General features: G+C 66.1%; 16 protein-coding genes and 1 riboswitch. Of the genes, 3 read left to right on the forward strand and 13 right to left on the reverse strand.

Annotated elements, in window-relative coordinates; all coding sequences use genetic code 11:
* Positions 1–74: 74 nt before the first annotated feature.
* The 5 genes from AB4Y36_RS10045 to AB4Y36_RS10065 all read right to left on the reverse strand — a co-directional run bounded on the left by AB4Y36_RS10045 (position 75) and on the right by AB4Y36_RS10065 (position 5717).
* Entirely contained in the window at positions 75–1673 is a 1599-nt protein-coding gene (locus AB4Y36_RS10045) for an L-lactate permease (protein ID WP_368682876.1), read from the reverse strand.
* 231 nt (positions 1674–1904) lie between these two features.
* On the reverse strand, positions 1905–2294 hold the full coding sequence (locus AB4Y36_RS10050) for a hypothetical protein (protein WP_368682877.1): 390 nt from the start codon (positions 2292–2294) through the stop codon (positions 1905–1907).
* 318 nt (positions 2295–2612) lie between these two features.
* On the reverse strand, positions 2613–2834 hold the full coding sequence (locus tag AB4Y36_RS10055; RefSeq protein ID WP_069268170.1) for a glycine zipper 2TM domain-containing protein: 222 nt from the start codon (positions 2832–2834) through the stop codon (positions 2613–2615).
* Positions 2835–3046: 212 nt separating this feature from the next.
* A complete protein-coding gene (gene thiC, locus AB4Y36_RS10060; protein WP_069268169.1) occupies positions 3047–4978 on the reverse strand; it encodes a phosphomethylpyrimidine synthase ThiC in 1932 nt (643 codons plus the stop codon).
* Positions 4979–5082: 104 nt separating this feature from the next.
* A riboswitch (TPP riboswitch) is annotated at positions 5083–5212 on the reverse strand.
* Positions 5213–5309: 97 nt separating this feature from the next.
* The gene (locus AB4Y36_RS10065; protein ID WP_069268168.1) at positions 5310–5717 is read right to left on the reverse strand and encodes a GreA/GreB family elongation factor; all 408 of its coding nucleotides are present in this window, start codon (positions 5715–5717) and stop codon (positions 5310–5312) included.
* Between the two features lie 799 nt (positions 5718–6516).
* On the opposite strand from AB4Y36_RS10065, the gene AB4Y36_RS10070 reads away from it, so the two are divergent.
* Positions 6517–7395 carry an EamA family transporter gene (locus AB4Y36_RS10070; protein WP_069268204.1) on the forward strand — a complete coding sequence of 293 codons (879 nt, stop codon included), beginning with the start codon at positions 6517–6519 and terminating at the stop codon, positions 7393–7395.
* Positions 7396–7578: 183 nt separating this feature from the next.
* Here the strand turns inward: AB4Y36_RS10070 and AB4Y36_RS10075 are convergent, their stop codons facing one another.
* Complete coding sequence (locus AB4Y36_RS10075) at positions 7579–7716, reverse strand: entericidin A/B family lipoprotein (RefSeq protein ID WP_042264962.1); 138 nt, start codon at positions 7714–7716, stop codon at positions 7579–7581.
* A gap of 170 nt (positions 7717–7886) precedes the next feature.
* On the opposite strand from AB4Y36_RS10075, the gene AB4Y36_RS10080 reads away from it, so the two are divergent.
* Both AB4Y36_RS10080 and AB4Y36_RS10085 read left to right on the forward strand, forming a co-directional pair.
* Positions 7887–8048, forward strand: coding sequence for a DUF1328 family protein (locus tag AB4Y36_RS10080; protein WP_028204224.1), 162 nt, complete (start codon positions 7887–7889; stop codon positions 8046–8048).
* A gap of 56 nt (positions 8049–8104) precedes the next feature.
* Positions 8105–8647, forward strand: coding sequence for a bacterioferritin (locus AB4Y36_RS10085; protein ID WP_256094991.1), 543 nt, complete (start codon positions 8105–8107; stop codon positions 8645–8647).
* Between the two features lie 16 nt (positions 8648–8663).
* Here the strand turns inward: AB4Y36_RS10085 and AB4Y36_RS10090 are convergent, their stop codons facing one another.
* From AB4Y36_RS10090 to AB4Y36_RS10120, 7 genes are all read right to left on the reverse strand, one after another.
* Positions 8664–9878, reverse strand: a complete 1215-nt coding sequence (locus AB4Y36_RS10090; RefSeq protein WP_069268203.1) for an MFS transporter — start codon at positions 9876–9878, stop codon at positions 8664–8666.
* Positions 9879–9990: 112 nt separating this feature from the next.
* Complete coding sequence (locus AB4Y36_RS10095) at positions 9991–10818, reverse strand: phosphodiesterase (protein ID WP_368606294.1); 828 nt, start codon at positions 10816–10818, stop codon at positions 9991–9993.
* A gap of 22 nt (positions 10819–10840) precedes the next feature.
* Entirely contained in the window at positions 10841–11881 is a 1041-nt protein-coding gene (locus tag AB4Y36_RS10100; protein ID WP_069268165.1) for an ABC transporter ATP-binding protein, read from the reverse strand.
* Entirely contained in the window at positions 11878–12780 is a 903-nt protein-coding gene (locus tag AB4Y36_RS10105) for an ABC transporter permease (protein WP_368683073.1), read from the reverse strand. Before AB4Y36_RS10105 ends, AB4Y36_RS10100 begins: the two co-directional genes overlap by 4 nt.
* Before the next feature lie 70 nt (positions 12781–12850).
* Complete coding sequence (locus tag AB4Y36_RS10110) at positions 12851–13675, reverse strand: ABC transporter permease (RefSeq protein ID WP_368682878.1); 825 nt, start codon at positions 13673–13675, stop codon at positions 12851–12853.
* Positions 13676–13695: 20 nt separating this feature from the next.
* Positions 13696–14739 (reverse strand): ABC transporter substrate-binding protein, encoded by a 1044-nt coding sequence (locus tag AB4Y36_RS10115; RefSeq protein ID WP_368617773.1) that lies wholly within the window; start codon positions 14737–14739, stop codon positions 13696–13698.
* Positions 14740–14927: 188 nt separating this feature from the next.
* Entirely contained in the window at positions 14928–15995 is a 1068-nt protein-coding gene (locus AB4Y36_RS10120; RefSeq protein ID WP_368682879.1) for a LacI family DNA-binding transcriptional regulator, read from the reverse strand.
* Positions 15996–16386: the final 391 nt, after the last annotated feature.

A 16386-nucleotide genomic window follows, 5' to 3' on the forward strand; every position in this document is an offset into this window, starting at 1 on the left:
CAAGGCCGCAAAAGAAAACCCGCCTGCGCATCGCCGCGCAGGCGGGTTTTTTCATGCCCGCGCGCGAGCCGTACTCAGTGCGGAATCATCCAGGTGAGCAAGTTCTGCTGCAGCCACACGAGGATGCCGAGCAACACGGTCAACAGGATCGAGTGCTTGAACGTCTTCGCGAACACAATGCCTTCCTGGCCCTTGAGGTCCGTGGTGGCGACGCCCGTCGCGATGTTTTGCGGCGAGATCATCTTGCCCATGACGCCACCCGACGAGTTGGTCGCCGCCATCAGGATGGGGTTGAGATTGAGCTGTTTCGCGGCTACCACCTGGAGGTTGCCGAACAGCGCATTGCCCGAGGTGTCGCTGCCCGAAAGGAACACCGCGACCCAGCCGAGGAAGGCCGAAACGAGCGGGAAGAACGCGCCGACCGAAGACACCGCGAGACCCAGCGTATAGGTGAGGCCCGAGTAGTTCATGAGGAACGCGAGCCCGACGATGGTCGCGACCGTGAGGATGGCGATGCGCGTCTGCACCCAGGTATCGACGATCGCGACGCCGAAATCGGCGGGTTTCAGGCGCACGACGAACGCGGTGATGATCGCCGCGACGAGAATCGCCGTGCCGGTGGCGAGCGGCTGGAAGTCCCAGATCGCGCCATAGGGCGTGTTGTAGAGCGTGATGTAGACGGCCTTGTCGAGGCCCGGCCACGGCACTTTCACCTCGCCGATCGTGAAGACCCTCGCGACGGTCCAGATGATCACGACGGCCGCGACGATGATCCACGGATACCAGCCCTGCGCGCCCGTCACGGCGCCGCGCGCTTCCTTCGCGCGATCGACCTTGATGGCGAAGCGCGGATCGGGCGCGGGCTTCCACACGCGCAGGAACAGGATGGTGAGGATCAGCGAGACGAGCGACGAGAGCACGTCGGTGAGGCTGTAGTTGATGAAGTTGGCGGTGATGAACTGCGTGAGGGCGAAGCTGCCGCCCGAGACGAGCAGCACCGGCCAGATGCGCAGCATGCCGCCCATGCCCGCGTAGATCGCAATGACATAGAACGGCAGCAGCAAGGCGAAGAACGGCAACTGGCGGCCGACCATTTGACCGAGCAGATCGGCGGGCAGGTGCGTGACCGCGCCGAGCACCGTGATCGGCACGCCGAGCGCACCGAACGCAACAGGCGCCGTGTTGAAGATGAGCGTGAAGGTCAGGGCCTCGAGCGTCGGGAAGCCGAGCATGATGAGCAGCGAACTCGTGATGGCGATTGGCGTGCCGAAGCCGGAAATCCCTTCGAACAGCGCGCCGAACGAGAAGCCGACCACGACGAGCACGATGCGCCGGTCGTTGGGCAGATTGTCGAGCAACCACATGCGAAACGCCGCGAAGCGGCCCGAGCGCAGCGCGATGTTGTAGAGCAGGATCGCCGTGACGACGATCCACATCACCGGCCAGAGTGCGAACACCACGCCCGCGAGCACCGAGCTGATCGCGAGATTGACCGGAAACTGCCAGCCGGCGATCGCGACGATCAGACCGACCACGAGCCCCGCGAGCGAGGCTTGCCATGCAGGCCGCCGCGCCCAGCCGAGCAGGGCGAGCACGGTGAGAATCGGCAGCACGGCGATCAGAAACGAAAACAGCAGCGAATTGCCGATGGGGGTCAACAGCTGGTGGAACATCACGTCTCCTTTATGCTGGTTCGTTGTCGGCGCAGCAGTGCGGCAGCATGCGCCGGGGCGCGTCGTCGGCTGTGGCGTTCAGGGCCCGGCCAGGCGGCCGAGTTAAGGCGCTGCTTCAATCCCCGCTAGCCCACTTGGAGGATAGATAACGACACGGGAGCGTCAAGGAGGGAAAGTACGGTCCGGCACCGTTTTGTGGCGCAGTTCGCGGCGTGGCTGGGTGCGTGAACATCAGTGATGCCAGTGCCTGCCGCCGCCCCAGTAGCCGAAGCCGAAAGAGACGGCGGGCGCGCCCCAGCCCCAGCCGTACGCAGGGTAAGGGTAGTAGGCGGGATAGGTCGGGGGGTAGACCGCTGGAGATGCTGGATAGGCCGGCCACGCAGGCACGGCGATCGCAACCGGCGGCGAGGGATAGAGCGGTCCCGGATACTGCGCGTCGGGCACGGCGGCAGGCGCGGGGTTCGGCGCCGTTTGCACGACCGCGGTTTCCTGCTGGGTGGCGGCGACGGGCACGGTGCCGTAGTAGTAGGGCGGGTAGCCGTAGGGGGCGTAGTAGTAGCAGCCGGAAAGCGCGGGGAGCGCGCTCGCGGCGGCGATCACCAGCACAGACGGACGTTTCATGGCGGGCTCCGCGAGTGGCGAACGGCCGCGCAGGATGATCGCCATCGGGCTCGGGCCGTCTGATTCGTTCGAGCTTACGCCGTGCGAACACGCTTTGCGCGATGCGTCGTTAACCGATTATTTCGCGCAGTCCTGCGGCCGCGACGCCAGCGACCCAAGCAAACGCGGCGCAGCCCGTGAGGGTCTGCGCCGCGCATCCTTCCCTGATGCACGCCGTGGATGGCGTGTTGCCTGTCGTGTCGTTTCTGTTCTGTGCCGTCGCTTCGATCGTGCAGCCCGTCGTGCAGCCGCATCGTCGATCCGTACTGGCGCTAACGCTTACTTGCCCACCTGATTGCCGATCACGCCACCCACCGCTGCGCCGCCCACGGTCGAGAGCGCATTGCCGCCGATCGCCGCGCCGGCCACGCCACCCACGCCCGCGCCGATCACCGTATCGCGGTCGCGTCTCGACATGTTGTCGCAAGCGCCAAGACTGCCCAGCACGGCGATGAGTGTCGTCACCGTGAGTAGCGTGCGTGCACGTTTGAGCGTATTCATTTTTCGACTCCCTACGCATGATGCGTTCGAGTGTGCGGTGCGGCGTGCGCTGGCACGCACGCTGCGCCTTCGACACCCTCATGCTAGCCACGCGACCCGTATCAGGGTGTGTGCGCTTGTCAGAGAGTTGTGGGAATCGTTAGTAAATGTTTCGGCGGGCGGCGAGCGCCCGCCGGGGCGTAGTGAGCCCTGAGTCAGCCCGAAGTCAGCGCTTACTGGCGCTGATAGATTTCGGCGCCTTGCTTGATGAACTCGACCGCCTTCACTTCCATGCCCTTCTTGAGGGCCTCGTCGTCGCTCACGCCTTGCCTGGCCGCGAAGTCGCGCACGTCCTGGGTGATCTTCATCGAGCAGAAGTGCGGGCCGCACATCGAGCAGAAGTGCGCGACCTTGGCCGAGTCCTTCGGCAGCGTTTCGTCGTGGAACTCGCGCGCCTTGTCCGGATCGAGGCCGAGGTTGAACTGGTCTTCCCAGCGGAACTCGAAGCGCGCCTTCGACAGTGCGTTGTCGCGCACCTGCGCGCCTGGGTGACCCTTCGCGAGATCGGCCGCATGCGCCGCGAGCTTGTACGTGATGATGCCTTCCTTCACGTCGTCCTTGTTGGGCAGGCCCAGGTGTTCCTTCGGCGTCACATAGCAGAGCATGGCCGTGCCGAACCAGCCAATCATCGCAGCGCCGATGCCCGAGGTGATATGGTCGTAGCCCGGCGCGATGTCGGTGGTGAGCGGCCCGAGCGTGTAGAAGGGCGCTTCCTTGCACCAGTCGAGCTGGAGATCCATGTTCTCCTTGATGAGCTGCATCGGCACGTGGCCCGGGCCTTCGATCATCACCTGCACGTCGTGCTTCCACGCGATCTGCGTGAGCTCGCCAAGCGTCTTCAGTTCGCCGAGTTGCGCTTCGTCATTGGCGTCGTAGATCGAGCCGGGACGCAGGCCGTCGCCGAGCGAGAAGCTCACGTCGTATGCCTTCATGATTTCGCAGATCTCTTCGAAATGCTCATAAATGAAGGACTCCTTGTGATGTGCGAGACACCACTTGGCCATGATCGACCCGCCGCGCGAGACGATGCCCGTCATGCGGTTCGCGGTGAGCGGCACGTATTGCAGACGCACGCCCGCGTGAATCGTGAAGTAGTCCACGCCCTGTTCGGCCTGCTCGATGAGCGTGTCGCGGAACATTTCCCACGTGAGGTCTTCGGCTTTGCCGTTGACCTTTTCGAGCGCCTGGTAGATCGGCACCGTGCCGATCGGCACCGGCGAGTTGCGGATGATCCACTCGCGCGTTTCGTGGATGTGCTTGCCGGTCGAGAGGTCCATGACCGTGTCGCCGCCCCAGCGGATCGCCCACGTCATCTTGTCGACTTCTTCGCCGATCGACGAAGTGACCGCCGAATTGCCGATGTTCGCGTTGATCTTCACGAGGAAGTTGCGGCCGATGATCATCGGCTCGCTTTCCGGGTGGTTGATGTTCGCCGGAATGATCGCGCGGCCGCGCGCGATTTCGTCGCGCACGAACTCGGGCGTGATTGCCTTGAGCGCGTTCTCGCCGAAAGCGGCTGCGCCGAACGCCTGGCCCGGATGCTGGCGGCCCATCATCGCCGCGAGCTTCGCGCCGTTCGGGCCACTCGCCTTGAGGCTTTCCAGATACTCGGCGCGGCGCTGGTTCTCGCGAATCGCGATGTATTCCATCTCCGGCGTGATGATGCCCTGACGCGCGTAGTGCATCTGCGTGACGTTCTTGCCGGCCTTCGCGCGGCGCGGCGTGCGGTGCAGGCCGGGGAAGCGCAGTTCGGCAGTCGCGGGGTCGGCGGCGCGCTCGCGGCCGTATTCGGAGGAGAGGCCCGGCAGCGCTTCGGTGTCGCCGCGCTTTTCGATCCAGCCCTGACGCAGCGCAGGCAGGCCCTCACGAATGTCGATCTTCGCTTCAGGGTCGGTGTACGGACCCGAGGTGTCGTAGACGTAGATCGGCGGATTCTTCTCGCCGCCGAAGCCCGTGGGCGTATCCGCCTGCGTGATCTCGCGCATCGGCACGCGGATATCGGGCTGCGAACCGGTCACGTAGATCTTGCGGGAATTGGGCAGCGGCGCGATCGCGGCTTCGTCGACGTGCGCGTTGGCGGAAATGAACTTCGGATTCGCGTTCATGCGTCTCTCTCTCCATGCAAAGCAAAGTGGGAACAGCGGCTTAGCAGGAGACGAGACGGAACGTGGACGGACTTCGCTGTGATGAGGTGAGGCGCTGAGCGATGTTGCGAAGTCCGGACGCTTCCCTGCGCTGGCATTATCCAGATCAGGTTCAAAGGGTATTTCTCACCCGCGAAATACGCTGCACGACTTTCGTTCGATGCGGCGCATGACGCAGGACCCCCGCGTAAGCAAGGCCAAACGATACACCGCGCTGCGACGATCTGGCAAGTGCCATCTCGCGCGCGATGTGCCAGGCGCGGGGTGTCGCGATGTGTAGTATGGGCCGAGCTTACAGCGTGAAATCCTTCGAAGCTTCCGGCTGAAACAGGATGCGCTCGATCTTCAGCGTTTCGACCGCGCCGCCCGGCGTCGTGAAGCGCACGGCGTTGCCGCGTTTCGCGCCGAGGAGCGCGAGACCCGCGGGTGAGAACACGTTCAGGCGCCCGGCGTCGACGTTCGCCTCATGCGGATAGACGACGGTGTACGTGAGGGATGCGCCGTTACGCTCGTCCACGAGCGTGACCTGCGAGTTCATCGTCACGACGTTGGCGGCCATGTCGCGCGATTCCACGATCACGGCGTGTTCGAGGAGTTCGTCGAGCATGGCCTGGCGCGCGGGCGCGGCGCCGGGTTCGGCGGCGCATTTTTCGAGGCGGGCGACATCGAGTTCGGTGAAGTAACGGATTTTCTTCGACATGGCAGTCTTCCTTGCGATCCAGAAAAGATTCGAGGTAACGGCGAGGGCTGGGAGCGAACTCGCGCAATCGGGCGCGGGCCGCAGCGGGGCGTAACGGCGGTGTAACGGATCGGCCCGGAGCCCGACCGACCGGCTCCGATGGGTTGGGGAGGCGGTTCAGTGCGGACGCCGGGCGGCGTAAAGCGGAGCGGAGAGAGTAGCTAGGGCGCGCGCTCGGGTGTCGAGAGGCCACAGCGCGGTTCGCTCGCGCTCGGCGCGTACGCGTGCCGACGCGCCGCGCAAATGACGCGGCGGCAAGGCGAATACGGGACGCGAAACGAGCGAAAGCATGGCGAGCGGCGTGTATGAAATCCGGTTGGTGAAAGTTAAGCGAAAGGTTTTGTCATGCTAGCACGGTCTTCCCAGCGCGGCGCAACGCGGCCGTTACACGGCAATATGGTGCGCGATCCACGGTCCTCGCTTGCGCCGCTCACACTGTGACGCGCACGCAACGAATCGCTGCGCATAAAGCATCCTGAAAGCATCCGCAACACCCGGCGTTGTTGCATAATGCGCTTCGCCCGTCCCCGGGTGTCCTTCGTACTCCGTTTTTTTTCGCGTTTTTGCGCATCTGCACCATGCCGTCGAGCTTCACACGTCCCGCCACCTTGCTGCCGGGGCGACCGCGGTCCTGCCTTTCACCTGCCGCGGTGAATTGACGATGCCTCCCCGTTTGCCTTTCCACGTGAACACTCAATCTTTTTTCGCCGGGGCCAAGCAGGTCGCAGCCGCGCTATGGCGTTTCGCGCGTGCCGTACGGCTGCCGCAATCGCGCACCGGGCGCGTTGCGCTCTCGCTCGCCGTCGTCTACTTCGTTTGGGGCTCGACGTATCTCGGCGTGAAAGTCGCGCTCGATTCTTTCCCGCCGCTCCTGCTTTCCGGCTTGCGCAATCTGCTCGCCGGGATCGGCCTGTTCGTCTTCGCCATGCGCCGGCGGCCCGTCATGCCAACGCTGCTCGAAGTGCGCAACGCGGGCGTGGTGGGCACGCTGCTCGTGGGCCTGTCGAGCGGCATGCTCGCCTACGGCATGCGTACCGTGGGCACTGGCAAGGCGGCCGTGATGGTCGCCACGGTGCCGCTCTTTGCGACCGTGATCTCGGCGGTCACCGGGCGGCGCGTGGCAAAGGCCGAATGGGCCGCGGTCGCGCTCGGCCTCGTCGGCATCGCCATCCTGAGCCACGGCGGCGCCGCGGCCGGCTCGGCGGGCGGCAGCCTCGCGATTCTCTGCGGCGCGCTCTTCTGGGCAATCGGCGCGCATCTGGCGGGCAAGCTCACGTTGCCGACCGATCTCTTCGTCGCGACGGCGCTGCAGATCGGCCTGGGCGGCGCCATTTCGACGACGGTCGCGTGGATCAGCGGCGAACGCATGGGCGAGCTGCATTTCCTGCCGCTCGTGGCGTTTCTCTACCTGCTTTTCATCGGCACGATGGCGGCCTACGTCGCTTATGGCTACCTGATCCGCCATACCAGCCCGCTCGTCGCGAGCAGTTGCATGTACGTGAATCCCGTTGTTGCCGTCGCACTCGGCGCGCTGCTGCTCGGCGAGCCGGTCACGAGCGCAACCGTTGTCGCGACCGTGCTGATTCTCGGCAGCGTGGGTCTGTCGTTCCTGTTCGACGACCGCCGCCGCACTGCCTGAGTGCATCCTACCTTCGCGACGCGCCTCGCGTCGTCGCGCCGCGTTGCGTGCGCGGCCGCTGCGCATGCGAGGCGCACAGCGGCCGCGACTTCGTCGTTCACCGGTGATCGATGCCGGTAGCGTACGTACGAGCTACGCGCACGCGTTAGCCGTCATTCCGGCGCCTTTACCGTTTGCCGGACACTATTTTGCCTTTTCCGCCGAATTCGTGAGGGCGTGGCCGCCTGCGGAAACGTCCTCGCCGGCACCCGCCATCGTGTTGCAGGCCGAGAGCGCTGCCAGCGATGCGGTAACGAGAAAGAGGGCAATCAGGCGTTTCATGAGGAAGTCCTCCACGGTGTCAAAGGAGATCACTCTCCAGCATGTCTCGTGCCCGGTCATTTGTGCCGCCATGCGTCTGCGTGTGCGCAGGCGTCGGGTCCGCGGCTTGCGCTAGCGCTGACGCAGGCGCGACATAGCGCAGCACATCCGCCCACAAGGAGGACTACGCCATGCTTCACTACGCCATCGTGTTTTTCATCATCGCGATCATCGCCGCCGTGTTCGGCTTCACGGGAATCGCTGCGGGCGCGGCCGAAATCGCCAAGATCCTGTTCTATATCTTCCTCGTGGTCTTCGTCGTCACGTTGCTGCTAGGCGTGATGCACCGATGACGCGCGCATGCGAAACCCAATCCCACTCATGCATGTCATGTTCGAAGGAGAATCAGATGTCGAAGACACACGCTTCGTTTGAGTTCGATCTCAAGCGCGTACGCGATGAGGCGCGCCGCAATCTCGACCAGGGGCCGGTCACGTCGGACTACCCCGCGAATCGCGAGACCGTGCTCAAGTTGCTCAACGATTCGCTCGCCACGGAGCTCGTGTGCGTGCTGCGCTACAAGCGGCACCATTTCATGGCGAAGGGCATCGAGTCCGAGTCGGTGGCGGCCGAGTTTCTCCAGCACGCGACCGAGGAGCAGCAGCACGCCGATATGCTCGCGGCCCGGATCGTGCAGCTAGGCGGCGAGCCAGACTTCTCGCCGGCAACGCTGCTCGAGCGCTCGCACTCGGAATACAAGGAAGGGGTCGACCTGAAGGACATGATCCGCGAGAATCTGATCGCGGAGCGCATCGCCATCGAGAGCTATCGCGCGATCATCAATTATCTCGGTCATGACGACACCACGACGCGACGCATCTTTGAGGAAATCCTCGCGACGGAGGAAGAGCACGCCGACGATATGACCGATTTGCTGTATGCGAGCAAATAACGCCTGACGCCAGCCCTCAGGAAGAAGTCCGCGCGCCCGCGCCCATGCGCGGGCGCGTTGCATGGTGAATCCAGCCGGCGAGCGCCGTGAATGCGATGCCCGCTGCGCACACGCCGATCCAGCCGAATGCGTGCCACGCGGTTACGCCCACGGCGGAACCGGTCGCGCCGCCAATGAAGTAGCAGACCATGAACACCGTATTCACGCGGCTGCGCGCCTCGGGGCGCAGCGCGTAGATGCGCGACTGATTCGAGATCTGCGCGGCCTGCACGCCCACGTCGAGCACGATCACGCCGATCACGAGGCCAATCAGGCTCGTGCCGGAGAATGCGAAGATCACGAACGCGAGCGCCATCAGCGCGATCGACATCGTGATGACAGCGCGCGGCCCGCGCTTGTCGGCGGAGCGGCCCGCCATCGGCGCGGCCAGCGCGCCCGCCGCACCGACGATGCCGAACAGGCCCGCCGCCTGCGGCCCGAGATGGAACGGCTCGCCCGCGAGCAGCAGCGTGAGCACGGGCCAGAAGAGGCTGAACGCGGCGAAGAGGCAGGCGCCGGTCGCCGATGCTTCACGCAGTCCGGGCAGCTCCAGCACGAGATGCCACATCGAGCCGAGCAGCTTGCCGTAGCCGAGCGTCGAGGTCGGCTGGCTCTTCGGCAACTTTTTCACGATGACGAGCGCGAGCACGAGCAGCGCGACGATCGACGCGCCGAATACCGCGCGCCAGCCGAAGTACTGACCGACGAAACCGGCCGCCGTACGCGCGAGCAGGATGCCGAGCAAGAGGCCGCTCATCACCGTGCCCACCGCGTGGCCGCGCGCCTCGGGCGGCGCGAGTTCCGCGGAAAACGGCACGGCCTGCTGCGCGATGGTGGAGAGGATGCCGATCGCGAGGCTCGCGCCGACCAGCACGGCAAGCGAGGGCGCCGTGGCCGCGACGAGCAGCGCGACGCACAGGCCGGCGGTTTGCAGCAGGATGATGCGGCGGCGGTCGTAGCGGTCGCCGAGCGGCGCGAGCAGCAGCATGCCCGCTGCGTAGCCGAGCTGGGTGCCGGCCGGCACGGCGCCGATCCACGCGGCGCCGGCCGGGAAGCTCTGGCGGAAATCGTCGAGCAGCGGCTGGTTGAAGTAGATGTTCGCGACCGTGACGCCCGCGATGGTCGCGAGCAGGAGCAGCAGGCCGCGCAGCGACTGGCTTGCGCCAGCGGTTGCGGAATCAGGTGTGGACATGTGCGATGCGGGCGGCGCCCGGTGATGCGAAAGGCAGGCTTCGAGCGTGCCGATCATACCGGAGCGCGCACAATCGCGCTGACGGCCCGGGAGCGGGCCGCCTGTCGCGCTTTCAGGCAATCAGCTCGCCCGTGGGCTCGTAGAACGGATACGGTCCGTCGAATGGATCGACGTAGCCATGATGCGTGACGATCCCGCCCCGCGGATCGTAGCGATGCAGCGCGAAGGCGGGCGGCTCCAGCGTGAAGGTGGAGGGCGCATCGGGTGCGAGGTCGAGTGTGACCTGGTGGGCCGGCGCCGGCACGGCCGCAGCGATCGTGCCGCCGAAGCGCACGAACATGGGCCGGTGCACGTGGCCGCACAGCACGCGCTCGACATTGGGATGGTGCGCCACGAGCGCTTCGAGCGCCTGCGCGGCACTGTCGTCGAGCCGAATCGCATCCATGTGGCCGATGCCGCAGTCGAACGGCGGGTGATGGAGTGCGACGATCACGGGCTTGCCGCGCGCCGCATCGAGCTGCTGCGCGAGCCACGCGAGGCGCGTCGCGCAGAGTGTGCCCGCGCTTTGCCCCGGCTGCATGGAGTCGAGCGCGATCACGCGTAGCGCGCCGAGGTCAACGGCGTACTGGATGAACTCGCCGCCTTCGCGCAGTTCGGGCCGATCGGCGAATACTTCGCGCAGCGGCTCGCGCGCGTCGTGGTTGCCGATCAGGAGCCAGTACGGAATCTCGAGCGTGTCGAGCAGCGATTTGAGGTGCCGGTATTCCTCGACCGAGCCCTGGTCGACGAGGTCGCCGGTCATGAGCACCGCGTCGGGGCGCGGCGTGAGCGCGTTCAACCGCGCGATGGTGCGTGCGAGGCTCGCGGCCGTATCGACGCGGCGATAGGCGAGCGCGCCCGGTGGCTTGATGTGCAGGTCGCTGATCTGGGCGAGCAGCATGGTAGTCCTCATTGAGTAAGAATTACGCGAGCGCGATGAGCGCTTCAGGGGCAATCGAAATGCCGACCGGCGTGCCGCGCGCCAGCTCGACGCGGCCCGCCACGTCGACGAGCAGGGCATCGGGCGCCGCGCCGCCGATCGTGAGCCGCGTGCGCTCGCCGAGAAAGGTCGCCTGTTCGATCACGCCGCGCAGCTGCGCGCCGACAGGGTCGGCGAGCGTGGCGTCTTCGGGGCGGAAATACAGCTCGGCGGCGCCGCTCGTCTGGTACGGGCCGGCCGGCACGGCGCCGCCGCTCGTGCGCAGCATGCCACCTTGCCATTCTCCGGCGATCCGGTTGAGCGTGCCGACGAACTGCGCGACCGCACGACTCGCAGGCCGGAAATAGATCTCGCGCGGCGTGCCGATCTGCTCGATGCGGCCTGCGCTCATCACGACGATGCGGTCGCCCAGCTCCATCGCCTCGGCCTGATCGTGCGTGACGTAGACCGTCGTCACGCCCAGCTCGCGCAACAGCGCGTTCATCTCGCTGCGCAAGGTGTCGCGCAGGCGCGCATCGAGCGCGGTGAGCGGCTCGTCCAGCAGCAGTACACGCGGGCGTGGTGCGAGCGCGCGTGCGAGCGCCACGCGCTGGCGCTGGCCGCCCGAAAGCTGGTTGATGGGCTTGGTCGCGTGCGCTTCGAGACGCATCATCGCGAGCAATTCGTCCACGCGTGCGCGCGCGTCGGCGGCGGGAACGCGCTGGATTTTCAGGCCATAGCCGATGTTGCCGCGCACGTCGAGGTTCGGAAAGAGGGCGTAGTTCTGGAACACCATGCCGACCTTGCGCTGCTCGATCGGCAGCGCGGTCACGTCCTCGTCGCCAAAGGCCACACGGCCGCCGGCGTCGGGCGTTTCCAGACCCGCGATCATGCGCAGCGTGGTGGTTTTGCCGCAGCCCGAAGGGCCGAGCAGCACGAGCGTTTCGCCGGCGCCGATCGCGAGGTCGAGCGGTTCGAGCACGCGCGTGCCGCGAAACGTCTTCGCGCAGCGCGTGAGCGTAATCGGGATCGGTTCGAGTTTCATTCGGAATCCTTGTTGCTATTTTGCTGGCCTGCGAGGCGCTGCTTGCCAGAGGGCTTTCCCGAGGCGCCGGGTACGTCCACGCCGAGCCATTGCATCGCCACGAGCAGCGGCATCGTCATGACGAAGAAGAGGATCGTGTAGGCGCTGCCCACTTCGATGCGCAGCGACGCATAGGTGTCCGCGAGGCCGACTGGCAGCGTTTTGGTGTCGGGCGTGTGCAACATCCAGGTGAGGTTGAATTCGCCGATCGAAAGCGTGAGCACCGCGAGCGCGCCCGCCACGATGCCGGGCCGTGCATTGGGCAGCACGATGGTCGTGAAGCGCTGCCAGAAGCTCGCACCGAGGCTCGCCGCGCCTTCTTCGAGCGTGCGCAGGTCCGCCGACGCGCACACGGCTGCCACGGGCCGCACCATGAACGGCAGCGTGAACACCACGTGGCCGACCACGATGAATGCCGCGCTCATGCGAAAGGTGCTGAAGCCGCCGTACACCACGAGCAGGGCGAGCGCCGAAGCGAGGCCGGGCAGCGCAACGGGCAGCACGAGCAATTCCTCGATCAGGCGCGAGAGGCGCGTGCGGCTGCGTGCGAGCGCATAGCCCGCGGGCACGCCGGTCACGAGCGTGATGACGAGCGTGGCGGCCGCCACTTCGAGCGAGAGAAAGACGCTCGCGTGATACTGCGCCCAGACCTGGTCGAGCCAGCGCAGCGTAAGGCCGCTCGCGACGCCGCGAAGATAGTTGACGGTAAGCCCCGCGACGATCGACATCACCACGGGCACGATGAGAAATGCGCAGGTGGCGAGCGTGACGAGCCATTGCGCGCACGCAATCCATGCGCGCACCGAGGGCCGGGCGAAGCGCCGCCGCGCGGCGGGCGGCTGGCCGGGCGCTTCATGCATGTCTTGCGCAGCCGTTGCGGCGGGATTGACGACCGAATTCATTCTGGAGTCCTCGAAAACCACAGCGTGCTCATGCCGTGGCCGCGACGGCCGCGCCCGTCACGCTGCGTGCGAGCGTGAGCACCGCCCACGTCACGAGACCGAGCACGATCGAGAGGCCGGCTGCGGTGACCATGTTCGCGTTGAGCGTGAACTCGGTATAGATCGTCATCGGCAGGACGTCGATGTCGGTGGCGAGCGTGAAGGCCGTGCCGAACGCGCCCATCGCGGTCGCGAAGCAGATCGCTCCTGAGGCGACGAGGCCGGGCGCGAGCGCGGGCAGGATCACATCGCACAGCACGCGCCACGACGACGCGCCAAGCGATCGCGCGGCCTCTTCGAGCGAGCCGTCGAGCTGGCTTGCGCAGGCGATCACGGTCACGATCACCCGCGGAATCGAAAAGTACAGATAGCCCGCGAAGAGTCCCGCCATCGAGTACGCGAACACCCAGCGCTCGCCGGTGAGCCGCAGCGAGAGCGCGCCGATGAGCCCCTGGCGGCCGGCGAGCATGATCACCATGAAGCCGACCACCACGCCAGGAAAGGCCAGCGGAAACGTGAGCAGCGCGACGAGTGCGCGGCGCCCGGCGAACGTGCGCCGTGCGAGCAGAAGGCCGCAGATCGTGGAGATCACGAGCGTTGCCGCGGTCACGGCGGCCGAGAGCGCAATGGTCGCGCCAAGGCTCCTCATGTAACGGCCATTCGTCAGGAGTGCGCGATAAGTCTCGAAGAAGTGTCCGTCGGCGCTCACCTGCACGAGTGCGATCATCGGCAGCAGCCAGAAGGCGAGGAACACCGCGAGCGCGGGCGCGATGAGCGCCACACGCCAGCGCAGCGGAAAAGTGAGGTCATGCATGGAAGTGATCGGCCGGGGTATCAGTGCATGATCTGCAGATAGCGCTCGCCGAACGCCTGCTGCTGCGCCGCCATCTTCGCGAAGTCCACGGGTTTTGCGCGTGCATAATCGCTCGCGGGCAGGAACTTCGAAGCCGCTTCCGGCGAGAGCGCGCTTGCGCGCACCGGGCGCAGGTAGGCATTGGCCCAGAGCTTCTGGCCTTCGTCGGACAGCACGAAGTCGAGCACCTTCTTGCCGTTCGCTTCGTGCGGGCCGTTCTTCACGAGGCTCATCACGTAGGGCACCGAAATCGTGCCTTCCTTGGGGATCACGAACTCGACGTTTGCGTGGTCCTTGTACCTGGCGCGGTAGGCGTCGAAGTCGTAGTCGAGCAGGATCGGAATCTCACCCGACAGCACGCGCGCGTAGGCGGTCTGCTTCGGCACGATCGGCTGGTTGGCCTTGAGCTTGCCGAACCATTCGAAAGCGGGCTGGAAGTTGTCGAGCGTGCCGCCCAACGCGAGATTCACGGCTACCGCGCCCGCATAACCCACGAAGGCGCTCGACGGATCGAGGTAGCCGACCATGCCCTTGTACTCGGGCTTGAGGAGATCGGCCCACGAACGCGGCACCGGCTTGCCTTCGAGCGCGTCCTTGTTGACGAAGAAGCCGAGCGTGCCCGAGTGGATGGCGAACCAGTAGCCTTGCGGGTCCTTCAGGTCGGCGGGAATGTCGTTCCAGTGCGCGGGCTTGTATGGCGTGATCACGCCCTTGTCCTTCGCCTGGAATGCCGATGACACGCCGAGATAAACGACATCGGCGACCGGGCTCTTCTGCTCGGCCATCAGTTGTGCGATGGATTGGCCGGAGTTCTTGTTGTCGAACGGCACGCGAATACCGGTCTCTTTCTGGATCGCCTGGATCTGGCTCGCCCAGTCGGCCCATTCGGGCGGACAGTTGTAGCAGATGGCGGTCTGATCGGCCTGCGCCGTCAGCGGCGCGGCAAATCCGGCTACGAGGGCGGCGGCGCTCGCGGCGAGCGGCAGCGCGCGGGAGAAGCGGGCGAAGCGGGTCAGGCGCCGCACGGGTGCGGCTAGCGTGCGCAGGACGGCGCGCACGGGCACAAGCGAAAGCGGGCCGGCAAAGGCGAGTCGGCTGGTCAAGGCAGGTCTCCAGGTCGGTTGCGAGAGCGTTCTGGTGGATGAGGGCCGCGTGCGTGCACGGCCCCGGATTGTTCGGCTGGTTCGGTTTGTTCCTCAGACGCGCCACAGACTCACGAGAGCGCGCCGCCGAGTTCGAGGCCGCGATCGATCGCGCTTCCACGCGCGCCGAGCGGCGCGTGCGCGATCGCCGCGATGGTGCCGCCGGTGCGCAAGGTGTGCGGCAGCGTATTGGCGAGTGGCCCCGCATACTGGCCGCCGATGCGCGCCATCAGGCATTGCCACGCTTCGCAGCCGATATCGCGGTTCGGCGTGCCGATGCTCGCAAGCGGCGGTGCGAGCAGTTTGCTCATCGCGAGGCCGTCGAAGCCGAGAATCGACATGTCCTGCGGCACGCGCAGGCGGGCGCGGCGCAGTCCGCGCATCACGACCATGGCCAGCAGGTCGTTGCTGCAGAAGAGGGCCGTGGGCCGCGCGGGCCCGCTCGTCAGATGTGCGAGCACCGAAGGCGCAAGCTCTTGCGCGTTGAAATCGACTTCGAGGGCCGGCGCGGGCGTGAGGCCGGCCTGCTGCATTGCGAGTGCATAGCCCGCATGGCGCTGGCGCGCGCGGTCGGAGGCGGCGAGCGTGCCGGCCAGCATGAGGATGCGGCGATGGCCGTGCGCGATGAGCATGCGCACGCCGTCGCAGGCGGCCTGGTGGTTGTCCACCGACACCGAAGGGCGCCGTTTCGTGTCGTTGTGCATCAGCACGTAGAGCGGGCCGTCCGCGTCGAGTTCGTCGAGCAGGGGATGGGTGTCGGCGTCGGCGACGGTCAGGATCAGCCCCTCGACACGTTGCGCGCGCAACGTCTCGATCGCATGACGCTCGCGTTCGGCGTCGTACTGCGTGGTCATCAGCATGAGGCGAAAGCCCTGCGCCGCGGCGAGTTCGTCGATGCCCTGCAGGCACTCGGCGAACACCGGATTGGCGAGCGTGGGCAGCACCACGCCGATCAGACGCGTGCGCTCGCCGCGCAACTGGCGGCCGAGCGGGTTCGGGCGGAACTTCAGCGCGTCGATTGCTTCGCGCACCCGCGCGAGCGTGACGGGGTTGACCGTATGAGGCGCATTGATCGCGCGCGACACGGTGGCGATCGAGAATCCGGCGTGTGCGGCGACATCCTTGATGGTTGGCGTCATGCGATCGGCCCCGGCGTCGTATGTAAACGTTTTCGATGGGGCCGATTATGAAAAATGCGTATGACCGGCAGATGACGGATGCGGTCCCCCGTCCCGCCTTTGGGAGGTGCGCCGGGCAATGGTAGAATCGCGTCCGCCCTGCCGGGGTGATGAAATTGGTAAACATAGCGGACTTAAGAAACGATTGAGTGCCCGACCGGAAACGGCCGGTGCAGAACCCCTCAAATTCGGCGAAACCCCTGGGCCTGGAAGCGCGTCGCGCGCGAGGCGCCGAGGCAACGCCGAGCCAAGCCGGCTGCCGCGCAAAGCGGTGGTCAGGAAGGTGTAGAGACTAGACGGGGGGCGCCTAAGGCGAGGCGCGGCGTGAGATTACGCGGCGCTCAGCGACGGT

The sequence above is a fragment of the Paraburkholderia sp. BR10936 genome (assembly GCF_040965735.1).
Lineage (GTDB): Bacteria > Pseudomonadota > Gammaproteobacteria > Burkholderiales > Burkholderiaceae > Paraburkholderia > Paraburkholderia nodosa_A.